The 24,653-nt window shown below is 39.9% G+C and carries 18 protein-coding genes and 1 pseudogene; 5 read left to right on the top strand and 14 right to left on the bottom strand.

What is annotated here, in order from left to right; genetic code table 11:
* The first annotated feature begins 292 nt into the window (after nt 1-292).
* Both xerS and N8M09_RS00090 read left to right on the top strand, forming a co-directional pair.
* Entirely contained in the window at nt 293-1,363 is a 1,071-nt protein-coding gene (gene xerS / locus N8M09_RS00095) for a tyrosine recombinase XerS (RefSeq protein ID WP_261062742.1), read from the top strand.
* Nucleotides 1,364-1,621: 258 nt separating this feature from the next.
* Nucleotides 1,622-1,768, top strand: a pseudogene (locus tag N8M09_RS00090) (integrase); the annotation flags it as partial.
* A 137-nt stretch (nt 1,769-1,905) separates the two neighbouring features.
* Here the strand turns inward: N8M09_RS00090 and eno are convergent.
* Entirely contained in the window at nt 1,906-3,210 is a 1,305-nt protein-coding gene (eno, locus tag N8M09_RS00085; protein ID WP_000022821.1) for a surface-displayed alpha-enolase, read from the bottom strand.
* Nucleotides 3,211-3,373: 163 nt separating this feature from the next.
* Here eno and N8M09_RS00080 point away from each other — a divergent pair, with 163 nt between their 5' ends.
* The gene (locus N8M09_RS00080; protein WP_000131090.1) at nt 3,374-3,820 is read left to right on the top strand and encodes a YueI family protein; all 447 of its coding nucleotides are present in this window, start codon (nt 3,374-3,376) and stop codon (nt 3,818-3,820) included.
* Here the strand turns inward: N8M09_RS00080 and N8M09_RS00075 are convergent.
* The 12 genes from N8M09_RS00075 to N8M09_RS00020 all read right to left on the bottom strand — a co-directional run bounded on the left by N8M09_RS00075 (nt 3,817) and on the right by N8M09_RS00020 (nt 21,702).
* A complete protein-coding gene (locus N8M09_RS00075; RefSeq protein ID WP_261062741.1) occupies nt 3,817-4,932 on the bottom strand; it encodes a glycerate kinase in 1,116 nt (371 codons plus the stop codon). The two genes, N8M09_RS00080 and N8M09_RS00075, sit on opposite strands and share 4 nt — an antisense overlap.
* Before the next feature lie 8 nt (nt 4,933-4,940).
* Nucleotides 4,941-5,585 (bottom strand): phosphoserine phosphatase SerB, encoded by a 645-nt coding sequence (gene serB / locus N8M09_RS00070; protein ID WP_261062740.1) that lies wholly within the window; start codon nt 5,583-5,585, stop codon nt 4,941-4,943.
* Nucleotides 5,586-5,643: 58 nt separating this feature from the next.
* A complete protein-coding gene (gene glgA / locus N8M09_RS00065; protein WP_261062739.1) occupies nt 5,644-7,077 on the bottom strand; it encodes a glycogen synthase GlgA in 1,434 nt (477 codons plus the stop codon).
* The gene (glgD, locus tag N8M09_RS00060; RefSeq protein WP_261062738.1) at nt 7,074-8,213 is read right to left on the bottom strand and encodes a glucose-1-phosphate adenylyltransferase subunit GlgD; all 1,140 of its coding nucleotides are present in this window, start codon (nt 8,211-8,213) and stop codon (nt 7,074-7,076) included. The genes glgA and glgD overlap by 4 nt, the downstream gene beginning before the upstream one ends.
* Nucleotides 8,203-9,345, bottom strand: a complete 1,143-nt coding sequence (locus tag N8M09_RS00055; RefSeq protein ID WP_261062737.1) for a glucose-1-phosphate adenylyltransferase — start codon at nt 9,343-9,345, stop codon at nt 8,203-8,205. The genes glgD and N8M09_RS00055 overlap by 11 nt, the downstream gene beginning before the upstream one ends.
* Nucleotides 9,335-11,263, bottom strand: coding sequence for a 1,4-alpha-glucan branching protein GlgB (gene glgB, locus N8M09_RS00050; RefSeq protein WP_261062736.1), 1,929 nt, complete (start codon nt 11,261-11,263; stop codon nt 9,335-9,337). The genes N8M09_RS00055 and glgB overlap by 11 nt, the downstream gene beginning before the upstream one ends.
* A gap of 273 nt (nt 11,264-11,536) precedes the next feature.
* Nucleotides 11,537-12,961 carry an NADP-dependent glyceraldehyde-3-phosphate dehydrogenase gene (locus N8M09_RS00045; RefSeq protein ID WP_261062735.1) on the bottom strand — a complete coding sequence of 475 codons (1,425 nt, stop codon included), beginning with the start codon at nt 12,959-12,961 and terminating at the stop codon, nt 11,537-11,539.
* Between the two features lie 266 nt (nt 12,962-13,227).
* Complete coding sequence (pulA, locus tag N8M09_RS00040; RefSeq protein ID WP_261062734.1) at nt 13,228-15,507, bottom strand: type I pullulanase; 2,280 nt, start codon at nt 15,505-15,507, stop codon at nt 13,228-13,230.
* Between the two features lie 118 nt (nt 15,508-15,625).
* The gene (gene ligA / locus N8M09_RS00035) at nt 15,626-17,584 is read right to left on the bottom strand and encodes an NAD-dependent DNA ligase LigA (RefSeq protein WP_261062733.1); all 1,959 of its coding nucleotides are present in this window, start codon (nt 17,582-17,584) and stop codon (nt 15,626-15,628) included.
* Between the two features lie 92 nt (nt 17,585-17,676).
* The gene (locus N8M09_RS00030) at nt 17,677-18,855 is read right to left on the bottom strand and encodes an MFS transporter (protein WP_261062732.1); all 1,179 of its coding nucleotides are present in this window, start codon (nt 18,853-18,855) and stop codon (nt 17,677-17,679) included.
* Between the two features lie 79 nt (nt 18,856-18,934).
* Complete coding sequence (locus N8M09_RS00025; protein ID WP_261062731.1) at nt 18,935-19,798, bottom strand: Rgg family transcriptional regulator; 864 nt, start codon at nt 19,796-19,798, stop codon at nt 18,935-18,937.
* A gap of 2 nt (nt 19,799-19,800) precedes the next feature.
* Nucleotides 19,801-21,702 (bottom strand): ABC transporter ATP-binding protein, encoded by a 1,902-nt coding sequence (locus N8M09_RS00020; protein ID WP_261062730.1) that lies wholly within the window; start codon nt 21,700-21,702, stop codon nt 19,801-19,803.
* 153 nt (nt 21,703-21,855) lie between these two features.
* On the opposite strand from N8M09_RS00020, the gene N8M09_RS00015 reads away from it, so the two are divergent.
* Both N8M09_RS00015 and N8M09_RS00010 read left to right on the top strand, forming a co-directional pair.
* Nucleotides 21,856-23,574, top strand: coding sequence for a phospho-sugar mutase (locus tag N8M09_RS00015; protein ID WP_261044764.1), 1,719 nt, complete (start codon nt 21,856-21,858; stop codon nt 23,572-23,574).
* Between the two features lie 110 nt (nt 23,575-23,684).
* Entirely contained in the window at nt 23,685-24,032 is a 348-nt protein-coding gene (locus N8M09_RS00010) for a DUF6568 family protein (RefSeq protein WP_261062729.1), read from the top strand.
* 469 nt (nt 24,033-24,501) lie between these two features.
* Here N8M09_RS00010 and N8M09_RS00005 read toward each other — a convergent pair whose 3' ends face one another.
* Nucleotides 24,502-24,636, bottom strand: a complete 135-nt coding sequence (locus N8M09_RS00005; protein ID WP_261062869.1) for a hypothetical protein — start codon at nt 24,634-24,636, stop codon at nt 24,502-24,504.
* Between the last annotated feature and the right edge of the window lie 17 nt (nt 24,637-24,653).

Here is a 24,653-nt window from a genome sequence, read left to right as displayed (position 1 = left end):
GATACGACTGAGTTCAAGGGGTAATGTACACTCTTTTAAAAATGTACTTTATAATCTAAATGTACTTTATTTTAAGATTGGATAAAGTACATTTTTTGATTTAGAAGCTTAGATACATAATGTACATTTTAGACAATTTTGAACGAAAAAAATTTTTAGTTATATCTTCGGTCTAAGTCTTTTTATCACTTTAAAAAAACTCCTATAACATCTTTCCGAAAAACTATAATTTTCTTGAAAAATATATAAACCTATGCTATACTACTTATAGACTTATTTATGGAGAAAATACATGAAACGTGAGATTTTACTGGAACGAATTGACAAACTAAAACAAATCATGCCCTGGTATGTTTTGGAATACTATCAATCTAAGCTGGCTGTACCTTACAGTTTTACAACCTTGTACGAATACCTCAAGGAATACGATCGATTTTTCAGCTGGGTTTTGGAGTCTGGTATTTCAAACGCTGATAAAATGTCTGATATTCCTTTATCTGTCTTGGAAAATATGTCAAAGAAAGATATGGAATCCTTTATCCTATATCTACGAGAACGACCTTTACTGAATGCTAATACAAACAAACAAGGCGTGTCACAGACAACTATCAATCGGACCTTGTCAGCCCTTTCCAGTCTATATAAGTATCTGACCGAAGAAGTCGAAAATGACCAGGGGGAGCCTTATTTCTATCGTAATGTAATGAAGAAAGTTTCAACCAAGAAAAAGAAAGAGACACTTGCTGCCAGAGCTGAAAACATCAAACAAAAGCTCTTTCTAGGTGATGAAACAGAAGGTTTTCTAAATTATATCGACCAAGAGTACCCACAACAACTTTCAAATCGAGCTCTTTCATCATTTAATAAAAATAAAGAACGTGATTTGGCCATTATTGCCCTTCTCTTGGCATCGGGTGTTCGCTTATCTGAAGCTGTTAATCTGGATCTAAGAGATCTCAATCTCAAGATGATGGTTATTGATGTCACTCGAAAAGGTGGTAAACGTGACTCGGTCAATGTCGCTGCCTTTGCTAAGCCTTATCTAGAGAATTATCTAGCCATTCGAAATCAACGCTATAAGACTGAAAAGACGGACATTGCACTCTTTCTAACTCTTTATCGAGGTGTTCCCAATCGTATTGACGCTTCCAGCGTTGAAAAAATGGTTGCTAAATACTCTGAAGACTTCAAAGTTCGTGTAACCCCCCATAAACTGCGCCATACCCTAGCAACTAGGCTCTATGATGCAACTAAATCACAAGTTTTAGTCAGTCACCAGCTAGGACATGCCAGTACACAAGTCACTGACCTCTATACTCATATCGTCAACGATGAACAAAAGAATGCCTTGGATAGTTTATAGATTACATAAATTAAATTATGTGATAACTAATAAAGGGATTCAATAAACTATTAATCTTATTTGATCATATCAAATACAATTGCTAACAGAGTAAGTAGCTTTAAAGAATATGAAATAAAATTTATGTGGCCACTAGCTTGCCTTTCTTTGTAATATCCTAGATATGCAAATTACTTATAATTGGTATTCATCTCAAAATAAGAGGATTCCACAAAAATAAATCAAATTGAGCACATTGCGATGGCCAATATTTTATAAGAAAATAAAATTCCTCTAAAAACAATCACGGATAGGGTTGGACATTCTGATTCTGAAGTTACTAATTCCATCTATACCCACATCACAAAGAACATGAAAGATGAAGCAGTCAATGTGCTGGACAAAGTGATGAAAAAGATTTTTTAAAAAGTTATGCCCCTTTTTTGCCCCCTAAATACAAAAATAGCCCTTCGGATAAAATCCGAGGGGCTATAAACGTTGTTAAATCAACGGCCGAACTTTTGAATTTCAAGGTTCGGGATAAAATAGTTCACTGAACTATTTTATTTTTTAAGGTTGTAGAATGATTTCAATCCACGGTATTCAGCTACTTCACCAAGTTGGTCTTCGATGCGAAGCAATTGGTTGTATTTAGCGATACGGTCTGTACGTGAAAGTGAACCAGTCTTGATTTGTCCTGCGTTAGTTGCAACTGCGATGTCAGCGATTGTTGAATCTTCAGTTTCACCTGAACGGTGTGATACAACGGCAGTGTAACCAGCTTCTTTCGCCATTTCAATAGCGTCGAATGTTTCAGTAAGAGTACCGATTTGGTTAACTTTGATAAGGATTGAGTTAGCAGCACCTTCTGCAATACCTTTTTCAAGGTAAGAAGTGTTTGTTACGAAGAAGTCGTCACCAACCAATTGAACTTTACCACCAAGACGTTCAGTAAGAGCTTTCCAACCGTCCCAGTCATTTTCATCCATACCATCTTCGATAGTGATGATTGGGTATTTGTTTACCAATTCTTCAAGGTAGTCGATTTGTTCTGCAGCAGTACGTACAGCTGCTCCCTCACCTTCGAATTTAGTGTAGTCGTAAACTTTACGTTCTTTATCGTAAAATTCTGATGAAGCACAGTCAAATCCGATAAATACGTCTTTACCAGGAACATATCCAGCAGCTTCGATAGCAGCAAGGATAGTTTCAACTCCGTCTTCAGTTCCTTCAAAACGAGGAGCAAATCCACCTTCGTCACCTACGGCTGTTTCCAAACCACGAGATTTAAGGATTTTCTTAAGAGCATGGAAGATTTCAGCACCCCAACGAAGAGCTTCTTTGAATGATGGCGCACCAGCAGGTACGATCATGAATTCTTGGAAAGCGATTGGAGCGTCAGAGTGAGAACCACCGTTGATGATGTTCATCATTGGAGTTGGAAGAACTTTAGTGTTGAATCCACCAAGGTAGCTGTAAAGTGGGATTTCAAGGTAGTCAGCAGCAGCACGAGCTACAGCGATAGACACACCAAGGATTGCGTTAGCACCCAATTTACCTTTGTTAGGAGTACCGTCAAGTGCGATCATAGCACGGTCGATAGCTTGTTGGTCACGTACATCGTAGCCGATGATAGCTTCAGCAATGATGTTGTTTACGTTGTCAACAGCTTTTTGTGTACCAAGACCACCGTAACGAGATTTGTCACCGTCGCGAAGTTCAACTGCTTCGTGTTCACCAGTAGAAGCTCCTGATGGAACCATACCACGTCCGAAAGCACCTGATTCAGTGTAAACTTCTACTTCAAGTGTTGGGTTACCGCGTGAGTCTAGGACTTCGCGAGCGTAAACATCAGTAATAATTGACATTTTTTACTCTCCTTATGAGTTAAATTTTTTACACCTCTATAATACCTTAAAAACCCTCCTTTTTCAAGAAAAAATGTTATCTTTGTGCAAATTTTCCTTAACTTTATAAAGTAATCGCTTTCTTTTGTCTGTTTTATTCTAACTTTTATGATATACTGTTTTCATGACAGATTTATCAAAACAATTACTTGAAAAAGCTCATGGTGGGCCAAAATTAAATCCAGATGAGCAAAGACGCTATCTTGGTACCTTTGAGGAAAGAGTTCTTGGATATGCAGATATTGATACAGCAAATAGCCCTCAGCTAGAAAAAGGCTTTTTATCTATTTTAGAAAACCTTCAGGAAAAAGCAGAGCCACTATTTGTGAAGATTTCTCCAACTATCGAATTTGACAAGCAAGTTTTCTACTTAAAAGAAGCAAAAGAAACTGATAGTCAAGCCACCATAGTATCTGAAGAGCATACTACTTCTCCCTTCGGTCTGGTTATCCATAGCAATGCACCCGTTCAAGTAGAAGAAAAGGATCTTCGACTTGCTTTTGCAAAACTTTGGGAAGTTAAAAAGGAAGAACCATCCAAAACATCCTTATGGAAGAAATGGTTTGGCTAAATCTTATTCAGACTTAATAAACGTCCAATATTGGTAGCCGTGCGCTCCAGATAGAGACTGGCATTTTTCAAACTATCTTCTAAAGCTTTACTTTTCTCTAAAATTGAAAAAGCCGCTTGGATATTTTCAAATGGTAGGGAAGGTAAATCTTCAGCAATACTACCACAAATAGCAATAACAGGAACTCCGGCAGGGGTTCTTTTTGCAACACCTATAGGCGCTTTACCTGCTAAACTTTGACGATCTAGTCTTCCTTCTCCAACAATAACCAAGTCAGCATCTAAAACTTTCTTATCAAAGTTGATTAGGTACAAGCAGGTATCAATTCCCGACACGATATTTGCCTGAGCAAAGGCACACAAACCGCCAGCAATGCCTCCACCAGCTCCTGCTCCTTTAATTTCCAATGTTACAGGTGAGAATTTTTCATAAAAATCTTGGATCGCTTGATCTACGGCCTCAAACATAGTAGGATCTAGGCCTTTTTGCTTGCCAAACGTGTAGGTCGCACCTTGATATCCACATAAGGGACTCACGACATCTGCTAAAATACGAATTTGAACATCTTCAGGAATTTCATAACGATTTTCTATTGAAACAGAACCTAAGTTTAATAAGGATTGACCGCAAGCCGGCAAGACATTTCCATCCCTATCATAAAATCGATAACCTAAACCAGCAGCGATCCCAATTCCTCCGTCATTACTGGCCGTGCCACCAACGCCGATATAGATATCTTTAATCCCTTGAGCAATGAGATGACGGATCAACTCTCCAATACCACAAGTTTGGATTTGAAGTGGATTTCGTTTCTCTAGCGGAATTTTTCCAAGGCCAACTAAATCAGCAACTTCAAATAGTGCCAGTCCCCCCTTTTGAAAATAGCACATGGCTTCTTTTTGTCCAAAAGGGCCTGTAACTTGGATCCATTTTTCTTCAAGGTCAAGAGAATGCCGAATAGCATCTACAGTACCTTCTCCCCCATCACCAACAGGACAGAGGAGACATTCTACATCTGCTATTGATTGTTGGAAGCCTCTTTTTATTGCTTCAGCTACCTCTTCAGCGGTCAAGCTTTCCTTAAACGAATCTGGTGCAATTACAATCTTCATATTTTCCCTCATTCTAAAAAGTCAATCAAAGGTAGAACTTCTAAAAAATCTCTCTTGTCAACATGATGTGGTATTTCTTTTTTGAGTACTTCTTTGGCACAAAAAGCAATTCCCAGTCCTGCTGACTTCAACATTAATAAATCATTGGCCCCATCACCGATTGCAATCGTTCTTTCTTTAGGAAGTTTTAGTTCCTTTCTCCATTGTTCCAGAGTCTCTTTTTTGACCTGGGGACTGATAATTTGTCCAACTAATTTTCCTGTTAACAGACCGTCTTTGACTTCAAGTTGGTTGGCAGAGAAATGGGTAATGCCGAGAGATTTTGCTAATCTCTCAACTATTGGTATAAATCCACCAGACACTAGACCAACTAGGATGCCATTCTTTTGGAGAATAGAGATGAATTCTTGAACATTTGGCGTTAGATGAATAGACTTGAAAACTGTATCAAAGATCGAAATAGGAAGGCCTTCCAACAAGGACACTCTGTCTCGTAAACTTCTTTCAAAGTTCAACTCTCCTCGCATTGCCTTACTCGTAATCTGCGAAATTTCCTCCTCACGACCTGCCTCTCTCCCTAAAAGATCAATTACTTCTTCTAGGATTAAGGTTCCATCAACATCCATAACACACAAGCCTTTTACTTGAGACATCAGTTCTCCTATCTAAACAGCCTAAAAATCGTATGAAGCCATCATACGATTTTATCTATTAATTAACTAAACTATGGTACAAGTCAAGGTATGATCTGCAGGCTGTATCCCATGAAAAATCACATTCCATAGCTTGTTTTTGTAGTTTTTTCCAAATATCAGGATGGTTTCTATACAAGTCCAATGCTGTTTGGAAAGTCCAATTTAACCAGTAAGGAGATAGATTGTCGAAGCTAAAGCCAGTACCGCTTCCTTCGATTGGATTAAAGGCTTGAACGGTATCTCGCAAGCCACCAACTTCGTGAACTAATGGCAAGGTTCCGTAACGCATAGCCATCATTTGAGACAAGCCACACGGTTCGAAACGACTTGGCATAAGGAAGAGGTCACAAGCAGCGTAGATTTCTTGAGCAAGTTTGACATCAAAAGTGATATTTGCTGATAGCTTGTCTGGGTAAATCTGAGCAAACCATGAAAAAGATCCTTCAAAGGCTGGATCGCCAGTTCCCAAAAGAACAATCTGAACATCTTCTTGCAAGATATGGTGAAGACTTTCAACCACCACATCAAAACCTTTTTGACGTGTCAAACGAGAAACAATTCCCACCAGTGGAACGTCGGCTCTAACTGGCAAGCCAACTCTTTCTTGCAATTTTGCCTTGTTTTTGGCTTTTCCAGACAAATCTTCCTGATTAAAATGATAGTCTAAAAGAGCATCCGTCTGAGGATTATACAGGTCAGCATCAATCCCATTCACGATACCAGAAACTTTACCAGACTCCATTCGGAGAATCTGATCCAAGTTACATCCGAACTGACTGGTCATAATTTCATGGGCATAGCTAGGTGAAACGGTTGAAACACGATCCGCATAGAGAATACCAGCCTTCATCCAGTTCAGACAGTTGTTCCAGCGAAGAGTACCATCAGCATAACGTTCAAAGCCAACTCCAAACAAATCCCATAACATCCCTTCTGAAAATTGTCCTTGGAATTCCAAATTATGAATGGTTAAAACAGTTTTAATGCCCTCATAGGCTTGAATCCAACGGTATTTTTCCTTTAACAAGAAAGGAATCATAGCTGTATGGTAGTCATGAACATGGAGAAGGTCAGGGATAAAGTCAATTCTTTCCATAGCCTCAATGGCAGCAAGTTGGAAGAAAGCGAAACGTTCTCCATCGTCAAAATCACCGTAAACATGACCACGGAAGAAATAATATTGGTTGTCAATAAAGTAGAAGGTCACACCGTTCAAAACTGTTTTCTTAATTCCACAGTACTGTCTGCGCCAACCAACACTCACCTCAAAATGAAGAACATCTTCAATCTGATTGCCAAATTTAGCCTCTACCATGTCATAGTAGGGTAGAATCACTGCAACTTCATGTCCCACTTTTACCAGTGATTTGGGAAGAGCGCCAATGACGTCTCCCAAACCACCTGTTTTTGAAAAGGGTGCACCTTCTGCTGCTACAAATAAAATTTTCATGAATGAATATCCTCTGTTACTTTAGCACCTTTCTTAACGACGACTGGATGTTCTGCAGTTCCACGGATTACAACGCCATCTGCAACTTCCACACCCTTGTCCAAGATAGCATATTCTACCTGAGCACCTTCTCCAATCACAACACGAGGGAATAAGATGCTATCTTTAACCAAGCTATCCTTGTGTACATGAATATTACGTGATAGAACAGAATTTGCTACTTGACCTTCAATGATACTACCAGAGGCAAACTGAGAAGTGCTTACCTTAGATGTATTAGCATAATAAGTTGGCTCTTCGTTTTTGACCTTTGTATAAATCTTTTGATTTGGTGAGAAGAGAGAGTAGAATTTTTGAGATTCAAGCATATCTTTATTAGCTTGATAATAAGACTCTACAGAATGGATATTTGCCAGATAACCTGTGTATTCGTAGGCAAAAGCCCCTTCTTTTGCAGCCAAATCTCGTAAAACATAGCGCAATTTCTCTGGATGTTCTTTTTTAGCTTCTTCTTCTAAACGTTCAATCAACCACGGTGTATCAACGACAAAGATATCTGTGGACATATTGTAAACTTCATCTGTTGATTTACTATCAAAGAGTCTATGAGAACGAACATGGTCTGTTTCATCCACTTCCAAGATTGCATTGACTTCTGAAATATCTTTCTTAGGGAGTTTTTTATAAACTACAGTGATAGGTCCCTTTGTTGTAGTGTGTAGATGGAAAACTTGGTTCAAATCGATATTAATCAAAACATCACAGTTGAGGGCAACCGTTTGGTTTGAGCCGGAACGTTTCAAGTAAGTAAGAAGCTGATGATAGTATTCTTTTCCAACTGTACTACTTTCCACACGAGTATTGTAAATACCTAGATAATAGTGACTGAGAAGAGTTGATAAGCCCCACTCACGTCCTGAACGGATATGGTCAAAGACAGAACTGATATTATCTTGTTGGAAAATACCAAAGATACTACGGACACCTGCATTAGCAAGACTTGAAAGCGGGAAGTCAATCAAGCGATATTTACCACCAAATGGCAAACTAGCTACTGGACGGTGGTCTGTCAGTGTTGACATATCATGAAAACCAACTGTATTTCCTAAAATGGCAGAATATTTATCAATCTTCATCTGTTGCTACCCCCACTACTTCATTATATCCTACAACTTGTACTTCTTCTGTTCCATCAATTTCGACACCGTCAGAAATAACCGCACCTTCACCAATAATGGCACGTTTGATTTTAGTTCCCTGACCAACAATTGCACCACTCATGATAACTGAATCTACTACTTCTGCCCCTTCGCGAACTTGCGCACCTGTTGAAAGGATAGAATGTTTAACAGTTCCATCTACAAAACAGCCATCAACAACCAAGGAATCTTCCACATGAGCATTTGCCCCAAGGAAGTTTGGTGGTGAAATTAAGTTTCTTGAGTAAATCTTCCATTGACGGTTACGGCTATCCAAGGCATTTTCTGGAGAAATGTACTCCATATTTGCTTCCCAAAGTGACTCAATGGTACCAACATCTTTCCAGTAACCTTTAAATTCATAGGCATAGACACTTTCACCTGACTCAAGGTAATTTGGAATGACATTTTTACCGAAGTCTGACATATCTACATTGCTCTTTTCAGCAGCAACAAGCATATTGCGAAGGCGTTGCCAATCAAAGATATAGATCCCCATAGAAGCTTTGGTCGATTTAGGTTGAGCTGGTTTTTCTTCAAATTCAACAATACGATTGTTTGCATCTGTGTTCATGATACCAAAACGACTTGCTTCTTTCAGAGGAACATCAAGAACTGCGACTGTCAAACTAGCATTATTATCCTTGTGAGACTGGAGCATATCATCATAGTCCATTTTGTAGATGTGGTCCCCAGACAGAATCAAAACATACTCAGGGTTGACACTGTCGATATAATCAATATTTTGGTAAATAGCGTGACTAGTCCCCTCAAACCAACGATTTCCTTCACTTGCAGAATACGGTTGAAGAATAGAGACACCAGAATTGATACCGTCTAGTCCCCAGCTTGAACCATTCCCAATATGGTTATTGAGAGCAAGAGGTTGGTACTGTGTAATGACTCCAACATTGTGAATCCCTGAGTTGGCACAGTTTGAAAGAGCAAAGTCAATGATACGGTAGCGTCCGCCAAATTGTACAGCTGGTTTCGCAAGGTTTTGAGTGAGTTTTCCGAGACGAGTTCCTTGCCCACCGGCAAGAATCAAAGCTAACATTTCATTCTTCATTTTCTACTCCTTTTTGGTTTTTATTTGTGACGGTTTTTGCAGATTTCAAGCGGCGTTTGATTTTCCAAACACTTGCTCCCATAGCCGGTAGGGTAAAGGTCAAGGTCTGCTCATAATCTTTCCATAGTCCTTCTTGCGTTTGAACAGTTTGATTATGTTCTTTCCAAACGCCTCCCCACTCTTCTAACTCAGTATTCCAGACTTCTTCATAAATCCCTGCAACAGGTAGTCCGATTGTAAAATCTTTTCGTTCAACAGGTGCCATATTAAAGACGCAGACTAGCATGTCGCCCTTCTTACCCTTACGGATGAAGGAAAGAACACTCTGGTCTCGATTATCCGCATCAATGATCTCAATACCATCATAGCTGGTATCGATTTCCCACAGACAGCGATGATCTTTGTAAAACTGGTTTAGCTGAGAAGTGAAATACTTCATCTTAGCATTCATAGGGTCTTCTAGATTAGACCATTCCAACTGCTCTTCAGATCTCCATTCTAGGAATTGGCCGTATTCACTACCCATGAAGAGCAATTTCTTACCAGGGTGACAAATTTGGTAAGTGTAGAGATTGCGTAAGCCTGCGAATTGATTATAACGATCTCCCCACATCTTATGCATCATACTCTTCTTACCGTGAACCACTTCATCGTGCGAGAATGGTAGGAGATAGTTTTCCTTGAAAACATACATAAAGCTGAAAGTCACCAGATTAAAGTCATACTTACGGTAAATAGGGTCTTCTTCGTAGAATCGGAGGATATCATTCATCCAGCCCATATTCCACTTGTAGTCAAATCCTAGACCACCAAGCTCTTTCATTCCCGTAATCTTGGTTGCTGACGAACTTTCTTCTGCGATCATCATAACGTCTGGATGAACTAGTTTAATAACATCATTCAAGCGTTGAAGGAAATAATAACCTTCATAGTTGAGATTACCACCATCTTTATTAGGTGTCCATGGAGCATCATCGTAGTCAAGATAGAGCATGTTGCTAACTGCATCCACTCGAATACCATCTAGATGGTAAAAGTCAATCCAAAACTTAATGCTCGAAATCAAGAAGGACTGGACTTCATTTTTTCCAAGATCAAAATTGAGTGCACCCCAACCGTAGTTATGAGCCTTATTATGGTCTTGGTATTCAAAAGTCGGTGTTCCATCATAATAGGCCAAGGCATCATCATTGATAGTAAAGTGACCAGGTACCCAATCTACAATAACCCCGATATTATTTAAGTGACATTCCTCAACAAAATCTTGAAACTCTTCAGGGCGACCATAGGCATGCTCTAGAGCAAAGTAACCCATAAGCTGATAGCCCCAACTCAAACCTAGTGGGTGAGACATCAGGGGCATAAACTCAATATGAGTATAGTTCATCTCAACCAAGTAAGGAATGAGTTCATCTTTCAATTGAGAAAAACTATAGGGGATGCCATCAGGATTTCTCTTCCAAGAGCCAGCATGAGCCTCGTAAATATTAACAGGTCGCTCTTCAAAGCTCAAACGTTTTCTACGAGCTAGCCAGAGACCATCCTTCCATTTCTTTTCTGGAATATCTGTTAAAATAGCACCAGTCCCAGGTCGTGCCTCATACCGTACAGCCAAGGGGTCAATCTTCATCAGCTGATGACCATTTGCACGCGTGATATGATACTTGTAAATTTGGCCTTCATGAGCAAGGCTGGTAAAGACTTCCCAGACTCCAAATTCATTTCGTTCCATCGGAATTTGATTTTCTACCCAATTCGTGAAATCCCCCACTAAATGAACTGCCTGAGCATTGGGAGCCCACACACGAAATGTATAACCGTACTCTCCATTTAGTTCTTCCCTATGTGCTCCTAGATAATGCTGAAGGTGAAAATTTTCTCCTGTCATAAAGGTGCGCAAAGCTTCTCTTTTATCCATAATACCCCCTCTTTTCTGTAAGCGTTTTCTATAGATTTATTATACTACCTTTTTAGGGAAGATTCAAGTAAATTACGGAATTTGCAAAAAAATCTTTTGAAAGTCTTCAACAAATTCACTGATGTGTTCACTTGTAAATCAAGAAATTTTCAAACAGATTATGAAAACGAATTGTTTTTTACAATACTATCATAAAGTTCGTTATTTTGCTAATAAAATTGTTGTTTTAAAGTAAAAAAAGAAACCAGGAAATGAATTTCCTGATTTTATATTTTATTTCACATCAAAAACAATGGATTTGACATTTGTCATCGCTTCAATACTATATTTAATTCCTTGCACTCCAGCGCCAGAACCTTTGACACCAAGGAAAGGGAAATTATCTGGACCACGTTGGGTTTTATTATTAATATGAACTGTACCCACTTCAAGTTTTTCAGCAATTTCAAAGGCCTTTTTGAAATCATTTGTAAAGACTGAGGATTGAAGGCCGAATTCAGATTCGTTGGCAAAGGCAATTGCTTCTTCTACATTAGCCACACGAATAATTGGTAAAACAGGGCCAAATGGCTCTTCCCATGCGACTTTCATATCTTTTGTAACTTGGTCAAAAAGCACTGGCCAGAGAAGATTGCCCTCACGTTTGATTGGTGTAAGAGCCTGAGCCCCTTTTTCTTGTGCATCCTCAATCAAGCCCCAAATAAAGTCGGCTGAAGCATTGTCAATAACAGGTGTAATATCAGCATTGTCAAATGGGTCACCAACTGTTAATTTAGCAACCTCTGCTTGAAGCAAAGTAACTAATGTATCTGCAACATTTTCGAGAACAATAACACGTTTAATGGCCGTGCAACGTTGCCCTGAGTAGCTAAAGGCACCTGCAACAATTTGCTTGGCAGCATATTCCAAATCTGCATCTTCTAGTACAAGAGCTGCATCTTTCCCACCAAGCTCCAGCATGATAGGACGCATACCAGCTAAACGACCAATACGTTCTCCGATTGGAGTTGAACCTGTAAAGTTGATGAAGTTGACTTCTTTGTGCTCAATAATATAATCCCCAATTTCTGAACCACGACCCGTAATGGTATTGAAAACACCTGCTGGAATCCCTGCTTCTTCAAAGGCTTTAGCCAACAAGAGACCAGAAATGGAACCTTGTGTTGGTGGCTTAAACATAACCACATTACCTGCAATCAAGGCCGGAGCAATCTTAGAACCAGAAAGATTAACTGGATAGTTAAAGGGAGCAATAGCTAGCACGACTCCAACCGGCTCACGACGGACAACAGCCAGTTTGTTTTTACTTGCCGCCTCAAAACCACCACCTTCCATTGCTTGTCCAGTGATACGGAGACCTTCCTCAGCAGCATAACGAATCAAGTCTGCTGTACGCACTACTTCTCCAATTGCTGCTTTAATCCCTTTTGCTACTTCTTTGGCAAGGATAGTACCAATTTCTTCCTTATCGCGTTCTAAAATAGCGGCTGTTTTATGCAAATAAGCCGCACGTTCAACTGCTGATAAAGCTCGCCATGCTGGCAGGGCTGCACGCGCAGCTTGCATAGCCTCATCTACTTCTGCTTGGCTCATAGCGGGTACTGTCCCTAATTCTTCTTGATTGATTGGTGAATAAATCGTAATTTCTTTTTTAGATGATTTCCATTCTCCATTTACTAAATTATTATATCTTGTCAAATTCTCGTCCTCCTGAAAATGATTAAGATATATTTTACCAAATTTTCAGAAAATTACAACCCTTTTTACAATATTTTTGAGATTATTTTCACAAGCTTGACTTTTCAAACTATTTGAACTCTTTTGTTAAGCAGTCAGTACAAGAAGAAAAGGCTTAGATGAACTAAACCTTTTTCTTGCTATACTATTTTTCATTGAATTTTATAATTTTTAGCAAGAAGATATCCTAGAAATTATACGACACAATTGAAAACTTTTGATTTTTTCTACAAGACTTTAAAGACGCTGGCGCTAACGCCACCAACCATGTCTTTATCACTTAAATGGCTATTGGTCACCAATAGTTCTAGATTTCCAGCATTTTCAAACTGGAAGTCTTGTCCTTTAGCATTAAATACAACCAGTAAATGGTCTTTCCCTTGAATCTCATAGACAATCAAACCACTATGTTCATTTGCTGAATGAACAAAAACATGATGGTAAATTTCATCATAAGTAGGGTAAGAAAAGGCACCGGTTCCTGTCTTCAATCGAATCATCTGACGGATAAACTCAATACTATCTTGACGCTCATTAATCAAGTCCCAGTTCACTTGGTTCACACTGTCTGGAGCATTATAGCTATTCATAGCACGCTCTCTATCATCATGGGTCAACTCACCATTTTCACCAGTCGCAACTAGTTTGGTACGACCAAATTCTTGACCGATTTCCATAAAGGCCATCCCTTGCATGAGTAGGTTCATAGCTGTGGCTGTCTCAACCTTGCGCATGATTTGTTCTGAACTTTGGTCTGGATGAAGAGTTGCCAATAAATCGTGAAGATTGTAATTGTCATGGGCTTCCACATAGTTAAGTACTTGATTTGGATGTGTATAGGTTCCTAATTCACGACTGCCTAGGATTGCTTTGGCAAGAATTGGCTCTGTCGCAGCACCGCTGACAAAACCTGATTTAATTGCACCGTAAACTTCTCCACCTTTGACAGCATCACGCTGATTGTCATTAAAGAAACCAATATTTGGCATTTCGTAGGCGTTGTCTTTCTTAGCCTTATCATAAGGGGCAAGACCTGTTCCCATGTCCCAACCTTCTCCATAAAGGATAATGTTAGGGTCAATTTCATCCAAACTCTGACGAATCATCTGCATAGTCTTGACATCATGAATCCCCATCAAGTCAAAACGGAAGCCGTCAATATTGTATTCCTGTACCCAGTATAGGAGGGAATCAATCATATACTTGCGGAACATTTCATGTTCGCTGGCTGTTTCATTTCCAACACCCGTTCCATTCTGGAAGGTACCGTCTGGATTCATACGATAATAGTAATCAGGGACAGTTGTTTGGAAAGGTGCATCAACAACTGAGAAGGTATGGTTATAGACCACATCCATAATAACACCAATACCCGCATCGTGGTAAGCTTGAACCATGGTCTTCAAATCACGAATAACCTGAGCTGGGTCGTCTGGATTAGTTGAAAAACTAGTTTCTGGCGCGTTATAGTTTTGTGGATCATAACCCCAGTTGTAGGTTACATTCCCATCCGCATCATATTCTTTGTGACGGTCTGCAATTGGTTGCAACTGAACATAATTGTAGCCGATCTTCTTGATGTAATCAAAAGCAGTTGACTGGCCATACTGGTTAACCGTTCCAGTCTGAGCAGCACCCAAGAAAGTTCCGCGAAGATGTTCATCCACACCTGAGGTCGGTGATTTGGTCAAATCACGAATGTGCATTTCACAAATAACTGCCTTACATGGATTTTTCAAACGCCAAGTAGCCTCAGAACCATGCTTAACCTCGAAATTTTCAACTTGCTTTTCTTCATGGCTCAGGATAGCTGAACGTTTGCCATCAGGACTGGTCGCGATGGTGTAAGGATCGCGTGTCAGTGTTTGGTGGTGAGGAAATTGGACTTGATACTGATAAGCCTTACCAGTCAAATCTTCCTCAACATCCAAACTCCAGACACCGATTGTATTGTCCTTATGATTATAAGAGTAGCTATTGCCTCTCTCCATATCAAAAATCTTCCAAACAGGAGCATCATTAGCAGCTGATCCATAAACGACAACCTGCACTTCTGTCGCTGTTGGAGCCCAGAGAGCAAAATGAGCCTGATTGTCCTCTACACGGCAACCCAATTCACCTTGGTAGCCCCAGTGGTGGTCGAAACTAGCGCTATTGATAGCCTTGTCAAAGGCAAAAGGATTTTGATTTTTATAGAAAGGACTGGCAATAGCAGGATTTTCAGAATAATAAATTCTATCATCCCCTTCCAAAATCCAGACCTCTGTTAAGAGGGGATAGTGATTAAAACGGATAGCATATTCTTTACTGGTTTGACCTGTATGAACCACAAAATTCAAGCTTTCTAAGGCATGAGAACTTGGGTGTTCAAAACTAAATAAAGCACCAAAATAATCTTCTTTGTAGGTCAGCAAATCAATCCGCTGGTCCTGACTTTTTACAAAAGAGCAAGTGTCGTATTCTCCATTCTTGCGATGGTAATGAATGCGAATAGGGTAATTAAACATTTTTTATTTTTCCTTTTTACTTCTTAATTTGTTTCTAGTTCACTAATAAATTCTTGATCGATTTTGTCCCGATTAACACACATAGTTATATTATCTAAGCTCTGATTTTAAACGATTATTACAAGCTTTCTAGCCAAGCTTCATCTCGAACCTCGATACCAAGTTCTTGTGCCTTTTGAAGTTTACTTCCAGCATCTGTACCTGCAACGACGAGGTCGGTCTTTTTAGACACACTGCCTGTTACCTTGGCACCTAGACTTTCGAGTTTACTTTTAGCTTCTGAGCGCTTGAGACGTTCCAATTTTCCAGTCAATACCACGGTCAAACCTGACAAGGCTGCATCTGCTACTACAGTCTGACCTTTGTAGGCCAGATTGACTCCAGCTTCTTTCAATTCTCTTAGGAGAATTTCAGAGCCTTCTGTCGCAAAATAAGTCTGGAGACTCTTGGCAATCACACCACCCAGACTCTCAATACTAGCCACTTCATCTGGATCTGCCTGGGCCAGATTTTCAATCGAGAGAAAATGTTGAAGTAAAAGCTGACTGGCCTTACTGCCGACATGGCGAATCCCTAGTCCAAACAAGAGTTTTTCAGCAGAGTTTTCCTTAGATGCTTGAATGGCTTGATACAGTTTAGCAGCAGACTTTTCCTTAACACCCTCTAAAAGAAGGAAATCTTCTTCTTTCAAACGATAAATATCCGCCACATCCTTAACCAGATTAGCAGCAAATAGTTTCTCAACTACTGATGGACCAAGGCCTGTAATATTCATAGCATCACGAGAAGCAAAATGAATCAAACCTTCCATGATTTGAGCAGGACAACGCGGATTGATACAACGCAGAGCCACTTCATCTTCAAAGTGCAACAAGTCAGAGTTACAACTTGGACAGTTTGTAGGGATATCTAGTTTTTCTTCAGAAACCCGCTTGGACTCTACCACTCGTAAAACAGCAGGGATAATATCTCCAGCCTTATAAACGATAACCGTGTCGTCTTTGCGGATATCTTTTTCAGCAATATAATCCACATTGTGCAGGGTCGCACGGCTAACAGTTGTACCAGCTAGTTGTACTGGTGTTAGATTGGCAGTTGGAGTCACAACGCCAGTACGACCAACCGTCCAATCAACTGATAAAAGTTGGGCTTCTTTTTCCTCAGCAGGAAACTTGTAGGCTACTGCCCACTTTGGAGCCTTAACGGTAAAACCAAGTTCTTCTTGACCTGCTAGGTCATTGACCTTGATCACCACCCCATCGATATCATAAGGCAGATTGTCCCGTTCCTCTCCTACTTCTTGGATAAAATTCCAAATCTCATCCATGCTTTCAGCCAAAATTCGCTTAGGATTGACCACAAAACCTAGTTGTTCTAGGTGCTTCAAAACCTTTTCTTGACTATCACGAGTTGAAGGACTGACTTCTTGATAGAGGAAAGTGGCAAGATTGCGCTTGGCAACTACTGCTGTATCCAGCTGACGCAGGGTGCCTGCCGCCGCATTACGAGGATTGGCAAATTCAGGCTCTCCATTTTCTTGGCGAGCTTGGTTGACCTGGTCAAAAGAAGCGCGTGGCATGTAACATTCCCCACGAACTGTAATATCAAGTTCTTCTGGCAAGGTCAAAGGAATATCCTTAACACGCTTAAGATTTTCTGTGATATTTTCCCCAATAGAACCGTCTCCACGCGTTGCACCTGCAACTAAAATCCCCTTTTCATAAGTCAGCGAGATAGACAAGCCGTCAATTTTCAGCTCACAAATATAGGTTGGATGAGCCACTTCCTTACGAACACGCGCGTCAAAAGCTTCAAGCTCCTCACGTGAAAAAGCATCCTGCAAACTATAAAGAGGATACTGATGACTGTATTTTTCAAAACCATCTAAGACCTTGCCACCAACACGATGGGTCGGACTGTCTGCTAATACTTGCTCTGGATAGGCAGCCTCCAACTCAACCAACTCACGGTAAAGGCGGTCATACTCACTATCTGAAACCGACGGATTATCGCTGGTATAGTACTCAGTCGCATAGCGATTGAGCAAGGCGACCAACTCATTCATTCTTTTATTCATAAAACCATTTTACCATAAAGTAAGCCCTCCTCACAAACGAGAAGGGCGGAAAAAACACTTAGATTGGAATTATTTTTAAAACTCAAACAGACTTATAGCTCTTTTTTGAAATGAGTTCGTACATAGCCTAGAGCTAAGAAGGATAAGGCGACAACTCCAAGTCCTATAATTAAGAAAGAATAAAGATGGACACTTGGAAGCCAGGTCATTAAACCTGTTGCAATAGGCATAAATAGTATAGCTAAGGTATAAATCGAACTGAGAACTCTACCAAGATATTCACCTTCAACCTTAGTTTGTACTTGAGTAAAAAAGTGAATATTGAAAATCGTCATAAACAATTCACAAACGAAATTACCTGAAAAAGTAAGATAGGATGGGAGGGTAAATCCCATTATCATCACCCCAAGTCCAGTCAGAGCCAACAAAAACAGAAGCATTTCCATACTAGCTTTAATCTTACTAGCTAGCAGCGCCCCAACAATAGACCCAATAGCACCCATTGTTAAAATAGTAGCATAGGCACCTTGTACTCCATAGAGCTGATTTGAAAAGGGAAGGAGGTAATTAAAAGCTGCGAAGAAAAAATTGACACTTGAAGCCATGACTAACAAAAAGAAGATTTCCTTTTGCTTCACAATATAGTGAACTCCCTCCTTGATATCAGAAAAAATAACTTTGAATGTAAGTTTCTTCTCCCCCAAAGTCTTCTCTTCTTTCTTTGGAAGCAAGGCTACTAAGCCAAAAGCGAGAAAAAAACTAAGGGCATCTAATACCAAGGTAATGCGAAGACTTGCAAATTGTAAGACCAGAAAAGATAGTACAGGGGAACTCACACTGACAACCTGCATCACTAATTCCAAACGAGAATTGTAGAGGACCAGTTCATCCTTCTCTACCAATTCTGTGATAATGGCCTTATTTGCCGGTCTAGAAAAGGCAAAAGCAATAGCCTGCACAATATTGGCAAAAATCAAAGCTCCAATCATCCAGCTGTCATTCCTTATAAAAGAAATAGCCAGACAAAGAATCCCACAAACAAGGTCTGTCGTCATTAAAATCTTACGACGAGAAAAACGGTCTGATATAACTCCACCAAAAGGATTTACGAGAATAGATGTGACGAGTTCAGAAATCTGATACATTCCTAAAACTGTCTGTCCGATAGTCCCCATGGAAGCCAACCAGACACTATTTCCATAATCATAGAGCATATTCCCTATCTTGTTAACAGCTCCGCGGCTAATCAACTGTACTGCATAGCGATTCATATAAAAACTCCTCTCAAATTTTGAAACTATTGTATCAAAACCGAAAGGAGCTTTTTATTTTTTCCCTTATTTGGGAAAATTAATCTTTGACAAATTTTTCGTAGTGTTCTTGATAGTAGGCTACTTGCTCTGGAAGACCTAGCACGTCAAAAATATGCATGGCTTCTTGCATTTGGCTACAACCTTCTTTACACTTTCCTTTTTGGTACAAGGCAAAACCTTTTAAGTAATGTAAAATATTTCGTTCATAAAGACTAATGTTTTTACCAATAATCTTCTCTGTATAAGCCTCGAAATAGCTAGCATTATCAAAAGAAGAATGCTCTAAACAATGCTGGTAACAATTGAGGGCCAAAATCAAAACCAATCTCTTATGACGCCCAATCTCTTGGTAAAATTCTTCCCTCTCCATAACTTCTCTACCAATCCGTGTGACATAGTCCACATCGTAGAAACTATAGAGGTTCCCGAAAAGAATCAACTCATACATGGTCCATTCTTCTGTTTTGAAGAGATAATCTGCTACCTTATCCAAATCATCCTGCGTCATCTCATAAGTCGAATCTCTTTGACAAACCAGACCTTGTAGCAAAATCCAGTTCAACTCAAAATAAAGAGGATTGATAGAACTCTTAGCCTTTTCAAGTTGTTCTTCTTGAAGCTTTTGAAAACCTACAATATCATTTGAGTAGTAAAGTGGGATAATCTGCGCCATCATAGACACATGTTCATGATTATGAAAATCCCTTGCCTTATCCATGAAATTTTCGATTGTTACATGAATGTTATCCAAAATCTCAAAGAAACGTGAGACTGCTAAATCAGACTCCCCAAGCTCAAAGCGAGATAATTGAGAGGTAGAGCAAGACTCGCCTGCTGCCTCCTTTAAAGAATAATTGCCACTTGTCCGAAATTCACGAAATACTTTTCCAAGATGTTCCATCTTTACACCTGCTCTGATAATTCTTCCCACTCAAGCATGGCTTCTTCCTGACGATGGCTGATTTTATCCAGCTCAGCCTGCAATTCCATGAGTTTTTCGGCATCGTTTGTTTCCAACATTTGTTCAGAAATGGCTTGGCTTTGACTTTCTAACTCTTCGATTTCAGTTTCTAGACTTTCGATTTGTCGCATGAGTTTACGAACTTCTTTTTGACTTTCTTTCTGGGCCTGATAGTCATTAACTGGACTTGATTCTTTTGCTTGATTGCTAGTTGAAGCTTCCTCAGCCTGAATCATTTCTACTTCTGCTTTCTTCTCAACATAGTAGTCGTAATCTCCAAGGTAGAGAGTTGATCCATTCTCAGATAATTCTAAAACATGGGTAGCAACACGATTGATAAAGTAACGGTCGTGGCTGACAAAGAGTAAGGTTCCATCAAATTCAATCAAGGCATTTTCTAGCACTTCCTTGCTATCAATATCCAAGTGGTTGGTCGGCTCATCCAGAATCAAGAAGTTGTTGTTCTCCATAGACAATTTAGCCAAAAGCAAACGAGCCTTCTCGCCACCTGACAACATGCCAACTGATTTTTTAACATCATCTCCTGAGAAAAGGAAGGCACCAAGACGGTTACGGATTTCAACTTCTGGTGTCAGTTTAAAATCATTCCAGAGTTCATCCAGTACAGTATTACTTGGTGTCAGCTTGCTTTGGGTTTGGTCATAGTAACCCACCTCAACATTAGCTCCAAATCGCTTTTCACCCTTGATAAAAGGAATCTGGTCCACGATTGATTTAATAAAAGTTGACTTGCCGATACCATTGGGACCAACGATAGCAACAGCATTCATCTTACGAAGGTCTAAGTTGATAGGCTCTGACAGTACTTCCCCATCATAGCCAATAGCCGCATTTTCAACAGTCAAAACAACATTACCAGACGTTTTTTCAGACTGGAAGGTCATGTTGGCTGATTTCTTACCAGCTTCAGGCTTGTCCAAACGTTCCATTTTTTCCAGTTGTTTTCGGCGAGATTGGGCACGTTTGGTCGTTGAAGCTCGGACTAGATTGCGATTGACAAAGTCTTCCAGAGCAGCGATCTCCTTCTGCTGCTTTTCATAGTTTTTTGCCTCAGTAGCTAGTTTTTGCTCCTTCAGCACGACAAAACGAGAGTAATTGCCCACATAACGATCCAAGGAATGCTTAGTCAAATCCAGCGTAATTGTCGCAACCTTGTCCAAGAAATAGCGGTCATGACTGACAATAATGAGGGCACCGCTATAATTTACCAAGTAATTCTCTAGCCAGGCGATAGTTTCGATATCCAAGTGGTTGGTTGGCTCGTCCAAGACCAAGAGATTAGGCTTTTCAAGGAGCATTTGGGCCAGCGCCAGACGGGTATTTTGACCACCAGAAAGTTCAGCTATTTTCATCTGCCACATAGATTCGTCAAACTTGAATCCATTCAAAATAGCACGGATATCAGCTTCATAAGTAAAGCCGCCTGCTTGACGAAAATTCTCAGATAAGCGATCGTAATCTGACATCAGTTTATCCAAATCCTCACCAGACTTTTCACCCATCTCCAATTCCATCTGACGAAGTTGTTTCTCAGTTTGACGCAAGTCATCAAAGACATGAAGCATTTCATCGTAGATGGTATTTTCAGACTCAAAACGGCTATCTTGGGCTAGGTAAGACAGAGAAATATCTTTTTTCTTATTGATTTCTCCACTAGTTGGTTCCTCTTCTCCAACTAAGATCTTTAAAAGAGTAGACTTACCTGCACCATTTTTCCCAACAAGGGCAATCCGATCACGTTCATCAACCTGCAGGTTGATATTATCAAAAAGAACCTCTCCTGCAAAAGAACGTTCAATTTTATTAGCTTGTAAAATAATCATACAAGTAGTATAGCATGTTTCCCTAAGGCATTCAAGACTTGATAAACAGGCATATGTCACTACTTTTCTGAAAATTATGCTACCGTTTTACTAAAACGCTAAAAAGTGCTATAATGTGAACGGTTAAAACAATTTACAAAAAGGAGAATTTTAATGTCTTACCAAGAAAATTACCAGAAATGGGTTGATTTTGCGGAGCTTCCTGACTACCTTCGTCAAGATTTGGAAAATATGGATGAAAAAACAAAGGAAGATGCCTTCTATACAAATCTTGAATTTGGTACTGCAGGTATGCGTGGCTTGATTGGTGCTGGTACAAACCGCATCAACATCTACGTTGTTCGCCAAGCTACTGAAGGTTTGGCTCGTTTGATTGAATCAAAAGGTGGAAACGAAAAAGAACGTGGTGTCGCAATCGCCTACGATAGCCGTCACTTCTCACCTGAGTTTGCCTTTGAATCTGCGGCAGTTCTTGCTAAACATGGTATCAAATCTTATGTATTTGAAAGCCTTCGTCCAACTCCAGAACTATCATTTGCAGTTCGTCACCTCAACTGTTTCGCGGGTATCATGGTCACAGCTAGCCACAATCCTGCACCATTTAACGGTTACAAAGTTTACGGTGAAGACGGTGGACAAATGCCTCCACATGATGCAGACGCTTTGACTACTTATATCCGTGCAATCGAAAACCCATTTGCGGTAGAAGTTGCTGATGTGGAAGCTGAAAAAGCTTCTGGCTTGATTGAAGTTATCGGCGAAGCTGTTGACGTAGAATACCTTAAAGAGGTTAAAGACGTAAACATCAACCCAGCCTTGATTGAAGAATTTGGTAAAGACATGAAAATTGTCTACACACCACTTCATGGTACTGGTGAAATGTTGGCTCGTCGTGCTCTTGCCCAAGCAGGATTTGACTCTGTTCAAGTCGTTGAAGCGCAAGCAACTGCTGACCCTAACTTCTCAACTGTAAAATCTCCAAACCCAGAAAGCCAAGCAGCCTTTGCCCTTGCTGAAGAACTTGGTCGTAAAGTTGGTGCAGATGTTCTTGTGGCAACTGACCCAGATGCTGACCGTGTTGGTGTTGAAGTTCTTCAAAAAGATGGTAGCTACCTCAACCTATCAGGTAACCAAATCGGTGCTATCATGGCAAAATACATCTTGGAAGCCCACAAAAACGCTGGAACTCTTCCTGAAAATGCAGCCCTATGTAAATCTATCGTATCAACTGACTTGGTAACGAAGATCGCTGAAAGCTACGGAGCAACCATGTTCAACGTTCTGACTGGTTTCAAATTTATCGCTGAAAAAATCCAAGAATTCGAAGAAAAACACAATCACACTTACATGATGGGATTTGAAGAAAGCTTCGGTTACTTGATTAAACCATTTGTACGTGATAAAGATGCAATCCAAGCCGTCCTTGTCGTTGCTGAACTTGCTGCCTACTACCGTTCACGTGGTTTAACACTTGCGGACGGCATCGAAGAAATCTACAAAGAGTACGGCTACTATGCAGAAAAGACTATCTCTGTTACCCTTTCAGGTGTCGATGGTGCTGAACAAATCAAAGCGATTATGGCTAAATTCCGTAACAATGCTCCAAAAGAATGGAACGCAACAGCTATCACTATCGTAGAAGACTTCAAGGCACAAACTGCTACTGCTGCTGACGGTACTGTTACAAACTTAACAACTCCTCCAAGTGATGTTTTGAAATATACACTTGCTGACGGTTCTTGGATTGCCGTTCGCCCTTCAGGGACAGAACCAAAAATCAAGTTCTACATTGCAGTTGTAGGTGAAACCAACGAAGAATCACAAGCTAAAATTGCTAACATCGAAGCAGAAATCAATGCTTTTGTAAAATAAACACCTATAAAAGATGAGAAAACCAATCTCATCTTTTTTTCGTATCAAATCTAAGCAATTTTAGAAACTTTATGGCATACTAGACATATCAATGAAAGCGAGGTAATCTCATGGAACAATTTTTAGATAATATCAAAGACCTTGAAGTCACTACAGTTGCGCGTGCGCAAGAAGCTCTTGATAAAAAAGAAACTGCAACCTTCTTTATCGGTCGCAAAACTTGCCCTTACTGCCGTAAATTTGCAGGTACTTTAGCAGGTGTCGTAGCTGAAACTAAAGCCCACATCTACTTCATCAACAGTGAAGAACCAAGCCAACTGAATGAGTTACAAGAATTCCGTTCACGCTACGGAATCCCAACTGTACCAGGATTTATTCACATTGCAGGTGGACAAATCAGTGTTCGTTGTGACTCTTCAATGTCAGCACAAGAAATCAAAGATTTCGCTGGATTGTAAAAAATCAGCTAACAAGTTTTAAAATCACAAAAACTCATAATGGAGCCGGAGAACGCTTTGCGAAGTACATAGATTTTTAGGATGCGACAAATGTTGTATCCTTTTTCGTATCCCTTTTTAAAAAAAGAGGGTCTGCTTTAGGGTCTGTTTTTGACTCCTTCTGTGACTCCTTTTCCGCAGAAGAATACCAAAGACAAAAATAAAAAACGTTGATTTAACAACGTTTTACCAAGGAATGCGAAAGAATGCCAAGGAATAATGGAGCCGGTGGGAGTCTCTAAGACATTATTAAATCAAGCCATATTTAATTTTATAACTCCTTTTATAACTCTTTAACAAAAAAGCGTTTATTCGATTTACATTTCTTGGATTTTAAATCCATTTTTAAGCAAACAAAAAAACCGCAAGCCTGAGCCTGCGGTCTAGTGTACTATATTTTTGATTTTATACCGGTTTTTTAGTCAGTTTGTTAAGATAGCAATTCATTAACTCGATCTTGAACTGCTTGCGCATTATATCCGGCATTTGTTAGATTGTCAAAACGTTCTTGTCCATTGCCCCAAAGGCCTTGAATGACCTCGTTTGCTACGGTATTAAGATCCACGGTGTCTTCGCCACCTA

The sequence above is a fragment of the Streptococcus mitis genome (assembly GCF_946190375.1).
In the GTDB taxonomy this organism is placed as follows: domain Bacteria; phylum Bacillota; class Bacilli; order Lactobacillales; family Streptococcaceae; genus Streptococcus; species Streptococcus mitis_CJ.
The sequence above is the reverse complement of the archived record's forward strand: the minus strand, read 5'-3'. Positions and strand labels throughout refer to the sequence as shown.

Bases quoted from the DNA above. Each gene is read 5' to 3' on its own strand.
- xerS (WP_261062742.1), top strand. From the start codon at position 293: ATGAAACGTGAGATTTTACTGGAACGAATTGACAAACTAAAACAAATC.
- eno (WP_000022821.1), bottom strand. From the start codon at position 3,210: ATGTCAATTATTACTGATGTTTACGCTCGCGAAGTCCTAGACTCACGC.
- N8M09_RS00080 (WP_000131090.1), top strand. From the start codon at position 3,374: ATGACAGATTTATCAAAACAATTACTTGAAAAAGCTCATGGTGGGCCA.
- N8M09_RS00075 (WP_261062741.1), bottom strand. From the start codon at position 4,932: ATGAAGATTGTAATTGCACCAGATTCGTTTAAGGAAAGCTTGACCGCT.
- serB (WP_261062740.1), bottom strand. From the start codon at position 5,585: ATGTCTCAAGTAAAAGGCTTGTGTGTTATGGATGTTGATGGAACCTTA.
- glgA (WP_261062739.1), bottom strand. From the start codon at position 7,077: ATGAAAATTTTATTTGTAGCAGCAGAAGGTGCACCCTTTTCAAAAACA.
- glgD (WP_261062738.1), bottom strand. From the start codon at position 8,213: ATGAAGATTGATAAATATTCTGCCATTTTAGGAAATACAGTTGGTTTT.
- N8M09_RS00055 (WP_261062737.1), bottom strand. From the start codon at position 9,345: ATGAAGAATGAAATGTTAGCTTTGATTCTTGCCGGTGGGCAAGGAACT.
- glgB (WP_261062736.1), bottom strand. From the start codon at position 11,263: ATGGATAAAAGAGAAGCTTTGCGCACCTTTATGACAGGAGAAAATTTT.
- pulA (WP_261062734.1), bottom strand. From the start codon at position 15,507: ATGTTTAATTACCCTATTCGCATTCATTACCATCGCAAGAATGGAGAA.
- ligA (WP_261062733.1), bottom strand. From the start codon at position 17,584: ATGAATAAAAGAATGAATGAGTTGGTCGCCTTGCTCAATCGCTATGCG.
- N8M09_RS00030 (WP_261062732.1), bottom strand. From the start codon at position 18,855: ATGAATCGCTATGCAGTACAGTTGATTAGCCGCGGAGCTGTTAACAAG.
- N8M09_RS00025 (WP_261062731.1), bottom strand. From the start codon at position 19,798: ATGGAACATCTTGGAAAAGTATTTCGTGAATTTCGGACAAGTGGCAAT.
- N8M09_RS00020 (WP_261062730.1), bottom strand. From the start codon at position 21,702: ATGATTATTTTACAAGCTAATAAAATTGAACGTTCTTTTGCAGGAGAG.
- N8M09_RS00015 (WP_261044764.1), top strand. From the start codon at position 21,856: ATGTCTTACCAAGAAAATTACCAGAAATGGGTTGATTTTGCGGAGCTT.
- N8M09_RS00010 (WP_261062729.1), top strand. From the start codon at position 23,685: ATGGAACAATTTTTAGATAATATCAAAGACCTTGAAGTCACTACAGTT.